General features: G+C 73.1%; 13 protein-coding genes. 8 read left to right on the forward strand and 5 right to left on the reverse strand.

Annotated elements, in window-relative coordinates; genetic code table 11:
• Positions 1-202: 202 nt before the first annotated feature.
• Positions 203-4,138, forward strand: a complete 3,936-nt coding sequence (locus ACFYOV_RS10150) for a glycoside hydrolase family 2 TIM barrel-domain containing protein (protein WP_389085217.1) — start codon at positions 203-205, stop codon at positions 4,136-4,138.
• Between the two features lie 33 nt (positions 4,139-4,171).
• On the opposite strand, the gene ACFYOV_RS10155 is transcribed toward ACFYOV_RS10150, so the two are convergent.
• Entirely contained in the window at positions 4,172-4,534 is a 363-nt protein-coding gene (locus ACFYOV_RS10155; protein ID WP_389085219.1) for an ArsR/SmtB family transcription factor, read from the reverse strand.
• A 75-nt stretch (positions 4,535-4,609) separates the two neighbouring features.
• On the opposite strand from ACFYOV_RS10155, the gene ACFYOV_RS10160 reads away from it, so the two are divergent.
• The 3 genes from ACFYOV_RS10160 to ACFYOV_RS10170 are packed head-to-tail and all read left to right on the forward strand — an operon-like array spanning position 4,610 to position 8,616.
• On the forward strand, positions 4,610-6,544 hold the full coding sequence (locus tag ACFYOV_RS10160; RefSeq protein WP_389085222.1) for a heavy metal translocating P-type ATPase: 1,935 nt from the start codon (positions 4,610-4,612) through the stop codon (positions 6,542-6,544).
• A 55-nt stretch (positions 6,545-6,599) separates the two neighbouring features.
• Positions 6,600-8,090 carry an AlkA N-terminal domain-containing protein gene (locus tag ACFYOV_RS10165; RefSeq protein WP_389085224.1) on the forward strand — a complete coding sequence of 497 codons (1,491 nt, stop codon included), beginning with the start codon at positions 6,600-6,602 and terminating at the stop codon, positions 8,088-8,090.
• A 43-nt stretch (positions 8,091-8,133) separates the two neighbouring features.
• The gene (locus ACFYOV_RS10170) at positions 8,134-8,616 is read left to right on the forward strand and encodes a methylated-DNA--[protein]-cysteine S-methyltransferase (RefSeq protein ID WP_389085227.1); all 483 of its coding nucleotides are present in this window, start codon (positions 8,134-8,136) and stop codon (positions 8,614-8,616) included.
• 76 nt (positions 8,617-8,692) lie between these two features.
• On the opposite strand, the gene ACFYOV_RS10175 is transcribed toward ACFYOV_RS10170, so the two are convergent.
• Together ACFYOV_RS10175 and ACFYOV_RS10180 are read right to left on the reverse strand one after the other, a co-directional pair.
• On the reverse strand, positions 8,693-9,325 hold the full coding sequence (locus ACFYOV_RS10175; protein WP_389085229.1) for a response regulator: 633 nt from the start codon (positions 9,323-9,325) through the stop codon (positions 8,693-8,695).
• Entirely contained in the window at positions 9,322-10,458 is a 1,137-nt protein-coding gene (locus ACFYOV_RS10180; RefSeq protein ID WP_389085232.1) for a GAF domain-containing protein, read from the reverse strand. Before ACFYOV_RS10180 ends, ACFYOV_RS10175 begins: the two co-directional genes overlap by 4 nt.
• Before the next feature lie 495 nt (positions 10,459-10,953).
• Between ACFYOV_RS10180 and ACFYOV_RS10185 the strand changes: the two genes are divergently transcribed.
• The 4 genes from ACFYOV_RS10185 to ACFYOV_RS10200 all read left to right on the forward strand — a co-directional run bounded on the left by ACFYOV_RS10185 (position 10,954) and on the right by ACFYOV_RS10200 (position 15,254).
• Positions 10,954-12,588 (forward strand): long-chain fatty acid--CoA ligase, encoded by a 1,635-nt coding sequence (locus ACFYOV_RS10185; protein WP_389085641.1) that lies wholly within the window; start codon positions 10,954-10,956, stop codon positions 12,586-12,588.
• Between the two features lie 64 nt (positions 12,589-12,652).
• Positions 12,653-12,991 carry a hypothetical protein gene (locus tag ACFYOV_RS10190; protein WP_389085235.1) on the forward strand — a complete coding sequence of 113 codons (339 nt, stop codon included), beginning with the start codon at positions 12,653-12,655 and terminating at the stop codon, positions 12,989-12,991.
• Between the two features lie 356 nt (positions 12,992-13,347).
• Positions 13,348-13,653 (forward strand): DUF485 domain-containing protein, encoded by a 306-nt coding sequence (locus tag ACFYOV_RS10195; RefSeq protein ID WP_389085238.1) that lies wholly within the window; start codon positions 13,348-13,350, stop codon positions 13,651-13,653.
• Positions 13,650-15,254, forward strand: a complete 1,605-nt coding sequence (locus tag ACFYOV_RS10200) for a cation acetate symporter (protein WP_389085241.1) — start codon at positions 13,650-13,652, stop codon at positions 15,252-15,254. Before ACFYOV_RS10195 ends, ACFYOV_RS10200 begins: the two co-directional genes overlap by 4 nt.
• 541 nt (positions 15,255-15,795) lie before the next feature.
• Here the strand turns inward: ACFYOV_RS10200 and ACFYOV_RS10205 are convergent.
• Both ACFYOV_RS10205 and ACFYOV_RS10210 read right to left on the reverse strand, forming a co-directional pair.
• Positions 15,796-17,028 carry a PucR family transcriptional regulator gene (locus ACFYOV_RS10205; RefSeq protein ID WP_389085243.1) on the reverse strand — a complete coding sequence of 411 codons (1,233 nt, stop codon included), beginning with the start codon at positions 17,026-17,028 and terminating at the stop codon, positions 15,796-15,798.
• Positions 17,029-17,232: 204 nt separating this feature from the next.
• Positions 17,233-18,798 carry a GMC family oxidoreductase gene (locus ACFYOV_RS10210; RefSeq protein WP_389085246.1) on the reverse strand — a complete coding sequence of 522 codons (1,566 nt, stop codon included), beginning with the start codon at positions 18,796-18,798 and terminating at the stop codon, positions 17,233-17,235.
• Between the last annotated feature and the right edge of the window lie 143 nt (positions 18,799-18,941).

An 18,941-nucleotide genomic window follows, 5' to 3' on the forward strand; every position in this document is an offset into this window, starting at 1 on the left:
AGCGGGGGAGGGCGGCCGCGGGCGCAGTCGTGGTGCCCGGCAGGACCGCTCAGGACCGCACAGAGTCCGACGGGATCGTTGCTTCGATTGTGTTCGAGTCCTAGGGTGTGCCGCACTCAGTAGTCGCTTCGTCATCGCCCGTCGCTACTTGACGCACCCTCAGTCCGCGCAGCGCCCTGTCGAACCGAGGAAGGCCACGGTCATGCCGCACCCGCACGTGTCCCCCGCCGACCGGCCCGCACAGCCCGCCCCCGTCCCCCGTCCCCCGCGCCGGCCGCTCGTCAGCCGCCGCCGTCTGCTGGAGTCCGGCGCCTCCCTCCTCGGCGCCCTCACCCTTTCCGCGCCCGCCGCCACCGCCGCCGCGCGGCCCCCCGACCGGCGCGCCGCGGCGGACCCGGCACCGGAGTGGAACGGCCGGATGTCCGTCTTCCGCGTGGGCACCGAGCCGCCGCACGCCACGCTGATGCCGTACGCGGACCTGAGGCAGGCGCTGGCCGCCGACCGGACCCGCTCGCCGTACCGGCTGAGCCTCGACGGCCGATGGAGGTTCGCCCACGCCGACCGTCCCGACGACCGGGACCCCGACTTCCACCGCACCGACCTCGACGACTCCTCCTGGGCCACCATCCCGGTGCCCTCCTGCTGGCAGCTCCACGGCTACGACCGGCCGATCTACCTCAACATCACCTACCCCTACTGGGGCCCCAACGGCCGGGGAGAGGACCCACAGCCCCCCGCCGCGCCGACCCGCCACAACCCCGTGGGCCAGTACCGGCGCGCGTTCACCGTCCCGCGCGACTGGACGGGACGGCGCACCTTCCTGCACTTCGAGGGCGTCAAGTCCGCGCACTACGTGTGGATCAACGGTGAACTCGTGGGCTACGACGAGGACTCCTACACCCCCTCCGAGTACGACGTCACCCGGTACCTGAGGCCCGGCACCAACACGATCGCCGTGGAGGTCTACCGCTACTCCGACGGCGACTGGCTCGAGGACCAGGACATGGTCCGTCTGAGCGGCATCTTCCGCTCGGTGTACCTGTACTGCACCCCGGCCGTGCACCTGCGCGACTTCAAGCTGGACACTCCGCTGGGCGACGACCACCGGTCCGCCGAGCTGGCGGTCACCGCGCGTGTGCGCGACTACGCCGGTGGCCGCGCCGGCCGCCACGCCGTCCAGGTCCGGCTCTTCGACGCCGACGGGCACGAGGTATGGTCCCGGCCGCTGCGGCAGTCCGCCGACGTGCCGGCCGGCGGGGAGGCGACCGTCCGGGCGGCGCGGGCCGTCCCCGAGCCGAGGCTCTGGTCGGCCGAGGACCCGTACCTCTACACCGCCGTACTCCAACTGCTCGACCCGGCGGGGGAGATCGTGGAGACCCTCTCGCACCGGGTCGGCCTGCGCGAGTTCGTCCTCGCGGACGGGCTGATGCGCATCAACGGGCGGCCCGTCTCGTTCCGCGGCACCAACCGCCACGAGATGCACCCCGACCGGGGCACCGCCCTCACCCGCGAGGACATGATCGAGGACATCACCCTCGTCAAGCGGATGAACCTCAACTCCGTACGCACCTCGCACTACCCGAACAACCCGCTGTGGTACGAACTCGCCGACGAGTACGGCGTCTACCTGGTCGACGAGACCAACCTCGAGACCCACGGCATCCGTTCGCGGTACCCGGGCGACGACCCCGAGTGGACGGCGGCCTGCGTCGCCCGGGCGCAGAACATGGTGCACCGCGACAAGAACCACGCCTCGGTCGTCATCTGGTCGCTCGGCAACGAGGCCGGCGGCGGCAGCACCTTCACCGCCCTGCACGACTGGATCCGCTCCTACGACCCCACCCGTGTCATCCAGTACGAGGGCGACGACCGGCCCGGCGTCAGCGACATCCGCTCGGAGATGTACGACACGCCCGCGCGGGTCGAGCAGCGCGCCGAGGACACCGCCGACACCCGGCCCTACGTCATGATCGAGTACTCCCATGCGATGGGGAACTCCAACGGCAATCTGAAGAAGTACTGGGACCTGGTCCGCCGTTACGACGTCCTCCAGGGCGGTTGGATCTGGGACTTCGCCGACCAGGCCCTGACCTGGCCCACTCCCGAGCGCATCCTGCTCACGGAGACCGGGCCCGGACGTCTGCGCGGTGAGATCCTCGCCGCCGGCGGCACCTTCGACCGCGTCGCGGGTATCTGCGGCGGCACCGTCTTAGCCCGCGACCCGCGCCTCGACCTCACCGGCTCCCTCACCCTGGAGGCCTGGGTCACCCCGCGCCACACCGGTTACCACCAGCCCATCCTCACCAAGGGCGACACCCAGTACGCCCTCAAGCAGACCGACCGGACCCTGGAGTTCTTCATCCACTCCGACGGCCGGTGGATCACTGCGGGCTGGGCCCTGCCGGACGACTGGACCGGCCGGGAACACCACGTCGCGGGTGTCTTCGACGCGGACGCCGGCACCCTGACCCTGTATGCCGACGGCCTGGTCCGGGCCACCCGCACCACCACCCGGCGGCCGGGCGTCGCGACCGCACCGCTCGCGCTCGCCACCGACGCCGACGACCAGACCCGGGAGTTCAGCGGCACCGTCCGCCGGGCCCGTGTCCACGCCCGTGCTCTGCGCGCCGCCGAACTGGCCTCCGAGGACCGGGGGCCCGGCGACGACGGTGTGCGGTTCTGGTTCGACGCGGCCACCGTCGAGGTCACCCGGACCCGGCCTCGCGCCAGGACGTTCCTCGCCTACGGCGGCGACTGGGGCGACAACCCCAACGACGGCAACTTCGTCGCGGACGGCATCCTCACCGCCGACCGCGGCCACACCGGCAAGGCCGCCGAGGTCAAACGCGTCCACCAGGCGATCGACGCCGCCCCGGTGCAGGGCGGTGCTCCAGGGGAGGTCACCCTCACCAACGAGTACCTGTTCACGAGCCTCCGTGCGTTCGACGGGCACTGGTCCCTGACCGCCGACGGCGAGGTCGTCCGGCGCGGGCGGCTGACCCGCGCCCAGCTGGACGTGCCGCCGATGTCCCGCAAGGACGTCACCGTGCCGTTGCGGCTGCCGGCCCATCCGGCGTCAGGCACCGAGTTCTTCCTCGAACTGTCCTTCACCACCAGGGAGTCCACGAAGTGGGCGGCCGCCGGCTTCGAGGTGGCCCGGCAGCAGATCCCCCTCGACGCCGGCGTCCCGGCCGTACGGCCCGTGCCGCTGGACGGCGTGCCCGCCCTGCGCCACGAGGACGGCCCCGAGACCGTCACCGTCCGGGGCGAGGACTTCTCGGTCACCGTCGACCGGCGCAGCGGCACCATCACCTCGTACGAGGCGGGAGGCGACCGCCTGATCACCTCCGGCCCGGTGCCGAACTTCTGGCGGGCGCCCACCGACAACGACCGGGGCAACGGCCAGCACGTCCGCAACCAGACCTGGCGCGACGCGGGCGCCCGGCGCACCGTGACGGACGTCCGGGTCCGCCGGGTGCGCGACCGCGCCGTGGAGATCACCGTCACCGGCACCCTACCCACGACCGTCCCCTCGGCGTACACCACGACCTGCACCGTCTTCGGCAACGGCGAGATCAGGGTCGACCACACGCTCCGCCCGGGCGCGGCGGACCTGCCCTACATCCCCGAGGTCGGAGCCCTGCTGTTCCTGCCGGGCCGCCTGGACCGGCTGCACTACTACGGCCGGGGCCCCGAGGAGAACCACTGGGACCGCAACAACGGCACCGACGTCGGCCGGTACTCCGGCGCGGTCGCCGCGATGGGGACCCCCTACATCCGCCCGCAGGAGAACGGCAACCGGACCGACGTGCGCTGGGCCGCCCTCACCGGCCGCGACGGCACCGGACTGCTCGTCTCCGGCGAACCGCTGCTGGAGATCAACGCCTCCCGCTTCACCCCCGAGGACCTGTCCCGCGGGGCCCGGCACGCCTACCAGCTCACCCCGCGCGACGAGGTCGTGCTGCGGGTGAACCACCGGCAGATGGGCGTCGGCGGGGACAACAGCTGGGGCGCCCACACCCACGACGAGTACAAGCTCTTCGCCGACCGGGAGTACGCGTTCACCTACCGGCTGCGCCCGTTGCGCGACGTCGGCGAGGCCACGGCGCTCTCGCGGAGGCCGACCGCCGGGGAGTGAACGAGGCGGCCGGGGAGGCGGCGCCGACGGGTCTCACCCGGCGGCGTCGCTGATCCCCAGCCGCAGGTGTTCCACGTGGTACACGGCCTGGTCGAGCAGCTCGGCCACATGGTGGTCGTGCAGCGCGTAGACGACGGAGCGGCCCCGGCGCTCGCCGACCACCAGGCCCAGATTGCGCAGCAGCCGCAACTGGTGCGAGCAGGCCGACTGTTCCATGCCCACCTCCGCCGCCAACTCGGTGGCGGGCAGCGGGCCCTCGCGCAGCCGCGCGAGGATCAGCAGCCGGGAGGGCGTGGAGAGGGCCTGGAGCGTGGTGGCGACCTTGGCGACGTTGTCCGCGTCGAGGCGTACCCGACCGGCCGCGTCCTGCGCGGGGATGACGGCTCCATGACCCATGCGGACATCCTACCCGGCACCCTTGTTTCAATGAACGAATGAACGAGTCTTCATGTGTTCCTGTATGGTGTCGCCGTGTCCGTGACTCTCGCTCCCGCACCCCCGTCGACCCCGGGCGCCGTGGCGGCCCGCCGCACGCGGGTCCTCGCCCTGCCCGAGGCACGGTGGGCCCTCACCGCGCTCGTCGCCTTCCTGCTCGGCCTCGCCCTCGACCTCGGCGGCGCCCCGGCCTGGGCCTGGGCCGCCCCGTACGCGGTCGCCTATGCGGCGGGCGGCTGGGAACCGGCACTCGAAGGACTGCGCGCCCTGCGCGGGAAGACCCTCGACGTCGACCTGCTGATGATCGTCGCCGCACTGGGCGCCGCCGCGATCGGACAGGTCCTCGACGGTGCCCTGCTGATCGTCATCTTCGCCACCTCCGGCGCCCTGGAGGCCCTGGCCACCGCGCGCACCGCCGACTCGGTGCGCGGCCTGCTCGACCTCGCGCCCACCACCGCCACCCGCCTGACCGACGGCCCGGACGGCGAGCGCGAGGAGACCGTGCCCACGGCCCGACTCGCCGTCGGTGACACCCTGCTGGTCCGCCCGGGCGAACGCATCGGCGCGGACGGCGCGGTCCTGGACGGGGTCAGCGAGGCCGACCAGGCCACCATCACCGGCGAGTCCCTGCCCGTCGTCAAGCGCCCCGGCGACGAGGTCTTCGCCGGCACCCTCAACGGCACCGGCGCCCTGCGCGTCCGCGTCGGGCGGGACCCGGCCGACTCGGTGATCGCCCGCATCGTGGCCCTGGTCGAGGAGGCGTCCCGCACCAAGGCACCGACCCAGCTGTTCATCGAGAAGATCGAGCAGCGCTACGCCGTGGGCGTGGTAGCCGCCACCCTCGCGGTGTTCGGCATCCCGCTCGCCTTCGGCGAGAACCTCACCGACGCCCTGCTGCGGGCCATGACCTTCATGATCGTCGCCTCGCCCTGCGCGGTCGTCCTCGCCACCATGCCACCGCTGCTGTCGGCCATCGCCAACGCCGGCCGCCACGGCGTCCTGGTCAAGTCGGCCGTCGCGATGGAACGCCTCGGCGAGATCGACGGTGCGGCCCTGGACAAGACCGGCACCCTCACCGAGGGCACCCCCGAGGTCACCGCCGTACGCCCGCTGCCCGGCTCCGGTCTCGACGAGGACGCCCTCCTCGCCCTCGCCGCGTCGGCCGAGCTGCCCAGCGAGCACCCGCTCGCCAGGGCCGTGGTGGCAGCGGCCCGAGCCCGCGCCCTTCCCCTCACCCCGGCCACCGGCTTCACCGCCCTCCCCGGCAGCGGCATCACCGCCACCGTCGCGGGCCACCTGGTCACCGTCGGCCGGGCCGGGGCGGACACGGCGGAGCCCGAGGGCGGTGCGACCGTCGTGCGCGTCACCCGCGACGGCACCCCCGTCGGCACCCTCGCGCTCACCGACCGCCTGCGCCCCGACGCCCGCGCCGCCACCGCCGCGCTGACCGCCCTCACCGGCACCGCGCCCCTCCTGCTCACCGGGGACAACGCGCACGCCGCCGCCCGCGTGGCCGCCGGTGTCGGGGTCACGGATGTGCGCGCCGGCCTCTTCCCCGAGGACAAGGTGAAGGCCGTGCGGGCCCTCGAGGACGCCGGCCGCACGGTGCTCTTCGTCGGTGACGGTGTCAACGACGCGCCCGCCCTCGCCGCCGCCCACGCCGGCATCGCCATGGGCCGCGCCGGCTCCGACCTGGCCCTGGAGACGGCGGACGCGGTGGTCGTGCGCGACGAGCTCGCCGCCGTCCCCGCCGTCGTACGGCTCTCGCGCACCGCCCGCCGGCTGGTCCGGCAGAACCTCGTCATCGCCGGCGTGGCCATCACCGGCCTCGTCGTGTGGGACCTCGTCGGCCACCTCCCGCTCCCGCTCGGCGTCGCAGGACACGAGGGCTCGACCGTCCTGGTCGGTCTGAACGGACTGCGGCTGCTGCGCGAGTCGGCATGGCGATCCGGGCAGGCGCAGGACAGCTGACCACCATGTCGGATTTCCGCCGGACCGGACACCTCCCGTGCCCGATGCTGGAGTCATGCAGACGGGGATGCACACCGACACCGAGCGCTGCGTGCGCGCCGTACGGTCCAAGGACGCCCGGTTCGACGGCTGGTTCTTCACGGCCGTCCTGACCACCGGCATCTACTGCCGGCCCAGCTGCCCGGTGGTGCCGCCCAAGCCGGAGAACATGGTGTTCCATCCGAGCGCGGCGGCCTGCCAGCACGCCGGGTTCCGGGCCTGCAAGCGCTGCCGGCCGGACACCAGCCCCGGCTCCCCGGAGTGGAACCGGCGCGCCGACCTCGTCGCCCGCGCCATGCGGCTGATCGCCGACGGTGTCGTCGACCGTGAGGGCGTGCCCGGTCTCGCCGCCCGGCTCGGCTACAGCACGCGGCAGGTCGAACGCCAGCTGCTCGCCGAGCTGGGCGCGGGCCCCCTCGCCCTCGCCCGCGCCCAGCGCGCCCAGACCGCGCGCCTGCTCGTCGAGACGACCACGCTGCCGATGGCGCAGGTCGCCTTCGCCGCGGGCTTCTCCTCCATCCGCACCTTCAACGACACCGTCCGAGAGGTCTTCGCCCTCTCCCCGAGCGAGCTGCGCGCCCGCGTGCCGAAGGGAGCCCCGGGCGGCCCCGCCCCAACCTCCGGAGCGCTCACCCTCCGCCTGCCGTTCCGGGCCCCGCTCCACCCCGACAACCTCTTCGGCCACCTCGCGGCAACCGCCGTCCCCGGCGTGGAGGAGTGGCGGGACGGCGCCTACCGGCGCACGCTGCGGCTGCCGTACGGGCACGGCGTCGTGGCCCTCGCCCCGCGGCCCGACCACATCGCCTGCTGCCTCACCCTCACCGACCCGCGGGACCTGACCGTCGCCATCAGCCGCTGCCGCCGCCTGCTCGACCTCGACGCCGACCCCGTCGCCGTCGACGGCCAGCTGCGCACCGACCCGGCGCTGGCGCCGCTGGTCGACAAGGCGCCCGGGCGGCGCGTCCCGCGCACCGTCGACGAGGCCGAGTTCGCCGTCCGGGCCGTCCTCGGCCAGCAGGTCTCCACCGCCGCCGCCCGCACCCACGCCGCCCGCCTGGTCACCGCGCACGGAGACCCGGTGGACGACCCCGAGGGCGGCCTCACCCACCTTTTCCCGACCCCCGAGGCGCTCGCCGCCCTGGACCCCGGGGCCCTGGCCATGCCCCGCACCCGCCGCACCACCCTCACCACCCTGGTCCGTCGCCTGGCCGACGGCGATCTCCGCCTGGGCGTCGACAGCGACTGGCCCGCGACCCGCGCCCAGCTCCTCGCCCTGCCCGGCTTCGGCCCCTGGACCGCCGACGTCATCGCCATGCGCGCCCTGGGCGACCCCGATGCCTTCCTCCCCACCGACCTCGGTATCCGCCGCGCCGCAGGCGACCTGGGCCTGCCCTCCACCCCGGCCGCGCTCACCGCACGCGCGGCGGCCTGGCGGCCCTGGCGGGCGTACGCGGTCCAGTACCTGTGGGCGACGGACGGCCACCCGATCAATTTCCTGCCGGTGTGAGCACGGCCGGGGACGACACAGAAGGAACAGAGAGCCGAGACGGATGAAACAGCACACCGTGACCGACAGCCCCTACGGGCCGCTGACCCTGGTCGCCGAGGACGGCGTCCTGTGCGGCCTCTACATGACCGACCAGCGCCACCGCCCCCCGGAGGAGACCTTCGGCGACCGCGACGACACCCCGTTCGCGCAGGCGCGGGAACAACTCGCGTCCTACTTCACGGGCGAGTCGAGGGAGTTCACCCTGCCCCTGCGCCTCCACGGCACCCCGTTCCAGCGGCGCGTCTGGGACCTGCTCACCCGCATCCCCTACGGCCAGACCCGCACCTACGGCCAACTCGCCGACGCCCTGGGCAGCCCCAGAGCCTCTCGAGCCGTCGGCCTCGCCAACGGCCGCAACCCGATCGGCATCGTCGTCCCCTGCCACCGCGTCATCGGCGCGAGCGGCGCCCTCACCGGCTACGGCGGCGGCCTGGCCCGGAAACAGCGCCTGCTGGACTTCGAACGGGGGACCGCCCTGTTCTAGGGCGACGGGCCGGGAGGCGGCACGGCGTGTGTCCGCCACTTCTCCGGCGCACGGGCCCGGTGGCCGACCGGCCCGCTCAGAGGATGCCGCGCTCGCTGGCCCGGGCCAGTGCCTCCACGCGGTTGCGTGCGCCCAGCTTCTCCAGCGTCCGCTGCAGATACGTCTTGACCGTGTTCCGGGTGAGACCCAGCATGTCGGCTATCTCCGGATTCGTCTCGCCCATCGCCACCCTGCGCAGGATCTCGTACTCGCGGCGCGTCAGCCCGCTCTCCTTGAGCCGCCGGTTCAGCAGCACACTGAGCAGATGGTCGGGGCTGGTGCGGACCACTCGCTCCCCGGCGTTGACGCGCCGCACGATGTCCACCAGATCGGACCGCTGGGCATCCTTGACCACGACGGCGTGCGCCCCCGCCTCGAGCGCCTCCTCCAGGGCCGCGTGCTCGGGGTACGCGGTGAAGATCACGATCTTGACGCCGGGGACACGGGTGCGCAGCTCCCGGATCACCTCGGGAGCGAGCATGTCGGGCAGCCGCAGGTCGAGGAGGACGACGTCCGGCCTCAGCCGCTCCACCTCACTGATCGCCTCACGTCCGGAACACGCGTATCCGGACACGGTGATCCAGGACGCGTTGCCCAGTGCCATGGCGACTCCGTCACGGACGATCGGATGGTCGTCGACGACCAGTACGCGCACCTTGGGTTCGGTCATGCCGGCACCCATGCCTGAACACTCACGCCGCCGTCCTCGTTGCGGCCCACCTGCGCCTCACCGCCCACGCGTTCCAGACGTTCGGCCATGGTGGCCAGGCCGAGCCCGCCGGAGGGCCGGTCGCCCGGCGGCAGGCCCACACCGTCGTCGGCGATGGTCACGCCGACCCTTCCGGCGTGCGTGAAGACGCTCACCACCACGGAGCGGGCCCGCGCATGCTTCTCCACATTCAGCAGCGCCTCGCGCGTCACATCGGCCAGCGCCTTGATCCGGGCCGGCGGGAGGCCGGGCACCTCCGTGACGATGATGAGCCGGGCGACGACCCCGGTGCGCTCCTGAAACGCCCGGCAGTGGCCGCGCAGGGCGACACCTAGGGCGACCTCCTCCGGCGGTGCGTGCAGCGCGTGCAGCGACACGCGCAGCGCCGCGGCGGCCTGGACCGCCTGCTCCTCCAGGTCGGTGAGGCGCGCGGACACCGCGTCCCCGGCGGGCAGTTCACCGGCCAGCGTGCGGATGCCGGCCCCGAGGGAGAAGAGCATGGCGCCGACCGTGTCGTGCAGCTCCATCGCGAGCCTGCGCCGCTCCTCGTGGACGGCGATCTCCGCCGCGTGGCGGGCCCGCTCGGCGACGACCGCGGCCGCCGCGGCCCGGCCGGCCGCCTTCTGGAGGGACTCAGCCGTACGGTCGCCGAACGGGGAGGTGTCCCGGTTGGAGCCGTACAGCACGCCCAGCAGCCGCCCCTCGTGGATCACCGGAACCGCGATCATCGCGCCCAGGCCCTCGGTCTCCGCCTGGGCGTTGAAGTGATGCGTGATGGTGTCGGAGCGGCGGTAGTCGCTGACCCACAGCGGGGACCGCCGCAGCATCACCTGACCGCCGAGCCCGCACCCGGTCGGTACGACGAGACCCTCGACGGCGGGGGTGCGCGCGTTCACCGTGTGACCGAGCACGAGCCGGTCCTCGCCGTCCGGTTCCCCCACCCAGGCCACGTCCACGCCGGTGAGGTCCGGTACCTCGTCCACCACCCGGCGCATGGCGAGTGACTGGTCGAGCAGCGCGAGGATCTGGCTGTATCCCTCGGTCAGCTCAAACAGTGGGTCCGGCACCGGCCGGGTCCGCCTGCTGTCTGGCACGTCAGCCATCGTAGGTGCCTCCCGCCCGGTGGACCAGAAGCGGAGGTGATCCGCCCGGGTGCGCACATCCTGGCCGGTTCCCGGGGCGCCGACCATCTCCGAATGGAGACCTCCGAAGGAATACCTCCGCCTGGAGCTACCCGGAACGGGGTGCACAACCCAGGATCGCGGCCAGCGCCACCCCCGCGCCGGAACGACGGAGGCCGGATGCCCCACGTACGCGATCCGAAGGGAACTCACCGGGAAGGGCCCTGTTCACGGCCCTGAGGAACCAGTCCCGGGTGGACACCAGCGGTCTCGTCGCCCCGCCGGACTTCACCGACTCGGGCCGGATTCCCGCACGCGAGGCGTACATCCTCGAGCCGACGCGGGGACGGAAGGCGGCACGACGGTCGTCGAGGAGCTGTTCACCTCCGAGCTCGGCTCCACGTACCGGCGCGACTGACGGACCGTAGATCAACAAAGGAATGCCAGCGAATGACCAGCACAACCCCCTTGCGCAGCACCATGCAGCCCGTCCCGCTGCTGATCCGCCGCCTGCTGGAGCACGGCGCCACCCTGCACAGCGGCAGCGAGGTCACCACCGCCACCGACACGGGCACCCGGACGGCCACCTACGCCGAGGTGGGCCGCAACGCCGCCCGGCTCGCCCACGCGCTGTCCGGCCTCGGCGTGCGGCCGGGTGACCGGGTCGCCACCTTCATGTGGAACAACCAGGAGCACCTGGAGGCCTACCTGGCGGTGCCCGCCATGGGCGCCGTGATCCACCCCCTGAACATCCGTCTCTTCCCCGAGCAGATCACCTACATCGCCCAGCACGCCGAGGACACCGTCGTCATCGTCGACGGCTCACTGCTGCCGGTCTTCGCCACCCTGCTGCCCGAGATGCGCACCGTCCGGCACGTCATCGTCAACGGGAAGCCGGCCGGCTCCGCGGCCCTGCCCGAGACGCCCGGTGTCAGCGTCCACGACTACGCGGAACTGCTGGAGGGCCGGCCCGGGACCTACGACTGGCCGGACGTGGACGAGGACCAGGCGGCCGGCATGTGCTACACGTCCGGCACCACGGGCCACCCCAAGGGCGTCGTGTACAGCCACCGTTCGCTCTACCTGCACTCGCTGGGCATCAGCCTGCCGGATCTGATGAACATCTCGGCCGCCGACCGGCTGCTCGTCATCGTCCCGCAGTTCCACGCCCAGGCCTGGGGCCTGCCGTACGCCGCGTTCCTGACCGGAGCCTCGCTCGCCATGCCCGACCGCTTCCTCGCCCCCGCGCCTCTCGCCGCGTTCATCGCCGCCTCCCGCCCCAACAAGGGAGCGGGCGTGCCCACGGTGTGGCAGGGACTCGCCGGCCATGTCCAGCAGCACCGCGACGCGGACATCTCCAGCCTCCGGGAGGCCGTCGTCGGCGGATCCTCCTGCCCGCCCTCCCTGATGCGCACCTACGAGGAGGAGTTCGGCATCAGGCTGCTGCACGCCTGGGGCATGACCGAGATCTCCCCGCTCGGTGCCCTGGCCCGCGAGCCCGAGGGCACCGAGGGCGAGGACGCCTGGCGCTACCGCCTCAGCCAGGGCAGGTTCCCGGCCCCCGTCGAGGCCCGGCTCATCGGCCAGGACGGCACCGTGCTGCCCTGGGACGGGCGCAGCGTCGGGGAGCTGGAGGTCCGCGGCCCCTGGATCACCGGCTCCTACCACCTCGACGACGACCCGGAGAAGTTCCACGACGGCTGGCTGCGCACCGGTGACGTCGGCTCCATCACGGCGGACGGCTTCCTCACCCTCACCGACCGGGTCAAGGACGTCATCAAGTCGGGCGGTGAGTGGATCTCCTCCGTCGAGCTGGAGAACCACCTCATGGCGCACCCCTCGGTGGCCGAGGCATGTGTGGTCGGCGTCCCCGACGACACGTGGGGCGAGCGGCCGCTCGCCGCGGTGGTGCTCAAGGACGGCAGCACCACCGCACACGGGGAACTGCGCCGTTTCCTCGCCGGGAAGGTCGCCGCATGGCAGGTGCCCGAGCGCTGGACCTCGGTCCCGGAGGTGCCCAAGACATCGGTCGGCAAGTTCGACAAGAAGGCGCTGCGCCGAAGCTACGCGGCAGGAGAGCTGGCCGTCGACCGCATCGCATGAGCCAGTGGGCACCTCGGCAGCTCCCCTGTCCTCCGACGACCCATCACCGACATCAGGACGAACCATGAGCCGCACCATGCCGCCCCCGCAGGGGGATCCCCATCCGACCCCGGCGCTTTACCTGAGCGGGCTCGACCACGAGTACCTGTACTCCGACGCGGAGCTTCGCCGGGCCGTCGCCGACACCGCCGCGGCCCTCGGCGGTACATACGCGGTGGAGCGCCGCTACGCCGACGCCCTGTCGGAGGAGCTGACGCGGGACCGGGACCGGTGCTCGGCACGACGGAGCTGGGCCCTTCGCACGGCGCGGGACCTGGGGCGGGACCGGGCCGGTGACGCGTACCGCGCCCGAGCCGGGGCTCCGGACGGGGATCGTCCGAGGCACCTGAGAGGTGCGTCATGAGCCCCGCCCCGACACCTCCGGAAAGGGAATCCCGTCCCCGGTACGGATTCCCTCCGCAGGCCGGACAGGACGGTTCCGGTGCACCGTCCGGGGGCGGGCCGCGGCCTGGCGGCGGCGGCCCCCCGTGGTCGGCGGACCGGTGGAGCGAACCCCGTCCGCCGCAGGCGCCAGGTGCGGGCGCGGCCCCCGGCGGCCCTCGGCCGCCCGCCCGGGACGCCCACCGCGACGTCCGCGGAGCCGACGCCGGGTCCTCGTCACCCACCCCCGGCATCCGGGCCGAGCCGGCACCGTCTCCGTCGTTCCGGCCGTGGGACGAGGCCGCCCACCGCACGCTGATCCCGTCGCCGCTCGAGCACATGCGGTCGGAGCCGGCCCTGTTGCGGCTGCGGAAGGCGCGCGGGCGCCCCGTCTTCACCGTCGCCGGCGCCGTCGTCGTGTTCAGCCTGGTGAACGCCCTCCTGGCGGGCGAGGCGCGTGACGTCATGGGGGTACGCCTGGCGGGGCCGCTGAACATCGGTCTGGCGCTGAGCCTGCTCCAGTGCGCCACCACCGGCTGGGCGGTGTGGTGGTACGGGCGCCACGCCAGGACCTCCATCGACCCGGACAGCGCCCGGGTGAGGAGCCGGCTGGAAGAACTGGCAGGACGGGGGAGCACCCGATGACCGTCGCCGTGCAACTGGCCTCCTCCGGCTTCCCCGTGATCGTCGTCTTCGCGACCTTCGTGTGCTGCGCGCTCTTCCTCGCCATCTGGGTCACCACGGACCGGGTCACCCCGGGTGACTTCTACGTCGGCGACGGCCTTCTCACCCCGACGCGGAACGGCATTGCCCTGTTCGGCGACTACATGTCGGCCGCGACCCTGCTCGGTTCGCCCGGTGTGCTCGCCCTGACGGGGTACGACGGAATCGCCTACTTCCTGGGCCCGATCGTCGCCTGGATCGTGATCCTCCTGCTGATCGCAGAGCCGTATCACAGCACCGGGCGCTACACCATCGGCGACACTCTCGCGCGGCGGCTGCGCCCACGGGCCGTGCATCTGGCCGCCGGACTCGCCACCCTCGTCATCTGCCTGGTGTACGTGACCGCGCAACTGGTCGGCGCCGGATCGCTGGCGGCGCCCATCCTCGGCCTGGACGGAACGGGCGCCCGTCAGATCATGGTCGGTTCGCTCGGCATCCTGATGATCATCTACGTGGTGATCGGCGGGATGCGGGCCACGACCGTGGTCCAGCTGGTCAAGGCGGTTCTGCTGCTCGGTGGCGGGGGCTACCTCGCGGTGCTGGTCATGTCGGAGGTCGGCTGGAACCCCGCGCGCCTGCTGGAGCGGGCCGCGACCCGCAGCGGCCTTTCCGACTCCTTCCTCGCACCGGGCGTGCGCTACGGTGAGGACGGCGTCGGACGGCTCGACTCGCTGAGCCTGCAACTGGCGGTGATCCTCGGCGCGGCCGGCCTGCCTCACCTGCTGATGCGGCTGGGCGCGGTGCGCACGGCACGCGAGGCGCGCACGTCGGTGACCATCGCGACGTGGCTGACGCTGGTGTTCTGTCTGCTGGCCGCGGTCCTCGGCTTCGGAGCCGTGGCGCTGCTCGGCCGGGACACCATCGCCGCCGACAGCCCGACCGGCAACTCCGCGGTACTGCTGCTGGCCGAGTTCCTCGGCGGGGCGTTCCTCATCACCCTCATCTCCTGCGTCGCCTTCACCACGGTCCTGGCCGTGGTCGCCGGGCTCGTCCTGGCCGCCGCGACCGCACTGGCGCACGACCTCTTCCAGAAGGGGCTGATGCGCGGCAGGGCATCGGACAGGAGCGAACTCCTCGTCGCCAAGGGCGCGGGCGTGCTGGTGGGCGTCACCGCGACCGGCCTGTCGCTGTACGCCCAGGGCCAGAACATCTCGTTCCTGGTGGGCCTGGCCTTCGCCATTGCCGGCTCCGCGATCCTGCCGGCCCTGCTGTACACCCTCTACTGGAAGGGCTTCACCAGCAGGGGCGCGCTGTGGAGCATCTACGGGGGACTGCTTTCCTCGGTGATTTTGGTGCTGCTCTCCCCGGCCCTGTCGGGAAGCCCGACAGCGCTGCTCCCCAACCGGGACTTCTCCGTCTTCCCGCTCAGCAATCCCGCGGTGGTCTCCATCCCGCTCGGCTTCCTCCTGGGCTGGGTGGGCTCACTCCTCGACGCCCGGGAGCCGAGCGGGGCGCCGTACGCCCAGACGGAGCTTCGGGTCCTCGCGGACGCGGGAGCCCCCGCGGAGACGGCCCGGGGGTAGCCGAGGCCCCACGGCCGCCCGACGTCCGGACCGCCGGACCGACCGCCACCGCCGGGTGTCCCCGGGCGCAGCGAACGCGCCCGGGGACACCGCGTCGTACGGCGTCGCGCGCCGGCCGCCGTCCGCGCAGGGCCGTCGTCCACGAGAGCGGAGCCCGGTCGCGGCGACCGAGTGCCCGAAAGCGGCGGCGGCCCGCGCGCCTCCCGCGGCAGGCCCTGCCGATGACCACCCGTGCGGGGTGGATGAGGGGCGGGTCGGCCGGCCGAGTGGCCCCGGTCCGGTGCCCGCGCACGGCAACCGGCAGGTCGTCGTGCACGCCTTCACCTGCTGCCCGGACTGCGTCCCACGGACCGTCGAAGCAATGCGCTCCCGACGACCGCCCATCCGCACGGGCGCGGTCCGCTCGTGCGTCACGAGCCTCGACACCCTCCGCGTGGTCCCCGGTGCCCCGGGCGGATTACCGGTTCCTGGCGCGGGCCCGGGGCGGGGCGGGGTCACCGCGGAGCGGGCGCCGCCCGGTCCGCGCTCACCCTGGGCCGCGTCACGTCGTCCCGGAACGCGGCAGGCCCGCGAGCAGGCGGTGCGCCTCCAGCGCCAGGTGGATCTCGCTCGCCCCGACCGGATCGGCCGGCGAACGCCCGGTGAGTTCCTGCACCCGCCGCAACCGGTAGGCCACCGTGTTGCGGTGGCAGTACATCCGGTTCGCCGTCTCGGCGGCGGATCCGCCGGAGTCGAACCACTCGGCCAGCGTCTGCAGCAGTACGTCTCGCTCGTGATCCGGGAGTTCCAGCACCGGGCTCAGCACCTGCCGCACGGCGTGCTCGGCCGAGTCGGGGGCGCTCGCGACCATCAGCCGGACCGGCGAGTCGCCGTAGGAGGCGACCTCGCGCGTGCCCGGCTCGGCACAGGCGCAGGCGAGCCGTGCCTGACGGAAGGCGGCCGGCGCGTGCTCCAGGCCGTGGAAGAGGGCGCTCACCCCCACCCGCCCCGCACCGCGCAGGCGGAGCAGTTCGGTGGCCCCGGAGAGCCGCCGCTCCGACTTCAGGGAGAGCAGCCCCACCACGGCCCCGTCCTCCACCCTCCAGACCGACGAGACGTCCATCGCACGCAGTGCGCGCTCCACGTCGTGCGGTGCCTCCTCGCGCGTCGGCGCCCCGCCCGCGGCGGCGGCCTCCATGCTGACCACCGCGAAGACCCCCCGCTGCGGCAGCCGCAGCGCGTCCGCGCACTCCCACAGATGTGCGCCCTCTTCCAGCCGGCCGTCGAGGAGCGCGGCCAGCAGCAGGCTCCTGACCTGCTTGTCCCGGTGCGCCCTTTCGGTCATCGCTTCGCGGTACGCCTCGGCGACGGCGTCCGTGAAGGCGTCACTGACCGTCCAGACGGCGGTGGCGGCGTGCGGGATCTCCCGGGGGACGGTGTCTCCGGCCTCGGCGAGGATGCACTCCCACAGGAACCGCCCCGCGACCCGGTAGGCGTGGGTCACCGCCGACAGCGGCACACCGTGCTCGGCCTTGAAACGGCCCGTGTCCCGCGGCACGCGCAGGTCGAGGCTGTCCCGACCCAGCTGCGTGATCATGGCGTGCAGATTGTCCGCGCAGGCCGTGCGCAGCTGGTCGTGGCCGACGTGCCAGTGGTCGCGGTAGGCGTCCTCCTCGACCGAGATCCGGTCGGCGAGCCGTTGCGCGTACCGGTCGATCCCCGGCAGCAGCACATCGGTGAGGTGGCGTACGCCGTTGTCCTGGCGTATGCCCTGCTCCTGCGAGGTGAGGGTCATGCATGCTCCCGCGGCGAGGTGAGCGGGACCGCCCGGGCGGTCCCGCCCGACAGGCCGTCGCCCGGTCAGGACCGGGCCACGTGGGCAGACTAGCCACGCGTGGCGACTGTGGCGAGGGCGCCGGCCGGGGTTCAGGCCACAGCGTGTGCCGCGGCCCGGCCGATCCGTGAGCCGCCACCGGCGCACGGCAACGACCGGGCCCGGCTACACCCCGGCCGCCGTGTTCGCCGTGCCCCGGATCAGGTCGGCCGCCCGCTCCGCGATCATGATCGTCGGAGCGTTGGTGTTGCCGCGCACGACGGACGGCATCACCGAGGCGTCGGCCACCCGGAGCCCCGCCACGCCGTGCACCCGCAGCTCGTGGTCGACCACCGGGCCGATGGCGCAGGTGCTGGTGGGGTGGTAGAGGGTCTGCAGCACCCGCCGCGCGTAGGCGAGGAGGCCGGCATCGCTGTCCGATTCCGGCACGACGAAGTCCGCCCGGTGGTGCGCGCGGAGCGCGGGCCGTCCCGCGATGTCCAGCAGCAGCCGCAGTGCGCGCACCGCGGTCGCCCGGTCCTCCTCGGTGGTCAGGTAGTTGTGCAGGATCCTGGGCTTGGCGCTGGGCAGAGCCGAGCGCAGTGTCACCTTTCCGCGGCTGGTGGGAGTGAGCAGGACGGCGCCCATGTGGAATCCGTGGTCGGTGAGGGCACCGAGGCCCTCCTGATGGAACAGGGCGGGCACGGCGTGGATCTGCACGTCCGGGGCATCGAGCCCTTCGGCAGTGCGGAAGAAGCCGCCGCCCTCGCCGACGTTCGAGGTGAGCGGACCGCGACCCTCCGAGGCCAGCAGCGCGGCGTTCTCGGCGGTCTCGGCGGTGAACAGGGTCTCGGTGTCCGTGAGGTGGACGACGGACAGGTGCGGGTGGTCCTGGAGGTTCTCGCCCACCGGCAGGTCGGTCAGGGGCGTGATGCCATGGGCCGCGATCTCGTCGGCGGGACCGATACCCGACAGCATCAGGAGCTGCGGGGAGTTGTAGGCGCCCGCGGAGAGGACGACCTCACGGTCGCAGCGCAGTTCCTCGGTGGTGCCGCGGTGCTCGACCTCTATGCCGGTGGCCCGGCCGCCGTCGAGGAGGATCCGGTGGCACTGCGCCCCGGTCAGCACCTCCAGGTTCGGACGCTCCATCGCGGGACGCAGATAGGCGGCGGCCGTACTGCACCGGAGACCGTTCCGCTGGGTCAGTTCGTAGTAGCCGACGCCGTCCTGGACCGGCCCGTTGAAGTCCGGGTTGAACGGGTGTCCGGCCTCCTGGGCCGCCGCCACGAAGGCGTCGATCAGCGGGTTGCGGGAGCGGCCGGGGTTCACCGGGAGCGGCCCGCCGGCGGAGTGCCAGGCGGATGCGCCGGCATGGTGGTCCTCGGAGCGCAGGAAGTAGGGCAGGACGTCGTCCCAGCCCCAGCCCTTGGCCCCGGAGGCGGCCCAGGCGTCGTAGTCGAGGCGATGGCCGCGGATGTAGATCATGGCGTTCATGGAGGAGGACCCGCCGAGCATCCGGCCGCGCGGCAGGTAGCGGCGGCGCTCCTCCAGACCGGGCTCGGGTTCGGTGAGGTAGTCCCAGTCGTACTTGCTGCGAAAGAGCTTGCCGAACGCCGCGGGGACGTGGATCTCCTGCGCGTCGTCGGCCGGGCCGGCCTCGACGAGCAGCACGCGGATACCGGGATCCTCGCTGAGCCGGGCGGCGAGTACACAGCCGGCGGATCCGGCACCCACGATGATGTAGTCGTACATTCTGTGTCCTCTCTCGGGCGACCGCCCCCGGCCACCCGATGATGCCGGTCGGTGCCGACGGGAGTGGAGTGGACTCTCGGCCATGCCGGGCGCGGCCGTACCCGAGACGGCAGGTGCCCGGCCGACGTGCGGCCGGTGCCCAC

Source organism: Streptomyces sp. NPDC005931, from assembly GCF_042871235.1.
Taxonomy (GTDB): Bacteria; Actinomycetota; Actinomycetes; order Streptomycetales; family Streptomycetaceae; genus Streptomyces.

Excerpts from the sequence above, each read along its gene's own strand:
- ACFYOV_RS10170 (WP_389085227.1), top strand. The coding sequence starts at position 8,134 with ATGAAACAGCACACCGTGACCGACAGCCCCTACGGGCCGCTGACCCTG.
- ACFYOV_RS10205 (WP_389085243.1), bottom strand. The coding sequence starts at position 17,028 with ATGACCCTCACCTCGCAGGAGCAGGGCATACGCCAGGACAACGGCGTA.
- ACFYOV_RS10210 (WP_389085246.1), bottom strand. The coding sequence starts at position 18,798 with ATGTACGACTACATCATCGTGGGTGCCGGATCCGCCGGCTGTGTACTC.
- ACFYOV_RS10175 (WP_389085229.1), bottom strand. The coding sequence starts at position 9,325 with ATGACCGAACCCAAGGTGCGCGTACTGGTCGTCGACGACCATCCGATC.
- ACFYOV_RS10190 (WP_389085235.1), top strand. The coding sequence starts at position 12,653 with ATGAGCCGCACCATGCCGCCCCCGCAGGGGGATCCCCATCCGACCCCG.
- ACFYOV_RS10155 (WP_389085219.1), bottom strand. The coding sequence starts at position 4,534 with ATGGGTCATGGAGCCGTCATCCCCGCGCAGGACGCGGCCGGTCGGGTA.
- ACFYOV_RS10195 (WP_389085238.1), top strand. The coding sequence starts at position 13,348 with ATGCGGTCGGAGCCGGCCCTGTTGCGGCTGCGGAAGGCGCGCGGGCGC.
- ACFYOV_RS10200 (WP_389085241.1), top strand. The coding sequence starts at position 13,650 with ATGACCGTCGCCGTGCAACTGGCCTCCTCCGGCTTCCCCGTGATCGTC.
- ACFYOV_RS10150 (WP_389085217.1), top strand. The coding sequence starts at position 203 with ATGCCGCACCCGCACGTGTCCCCCGCCGACCGGCCCGCACAGCCCGCC.
- ACFYOV_RS10165 (WP_389085224.1), top strand. The coding sequence starts at position 6,600 with ATGCAGACGGGGATGCACACCGACACCGAGCGCTGCGTGCGCGCCGTA.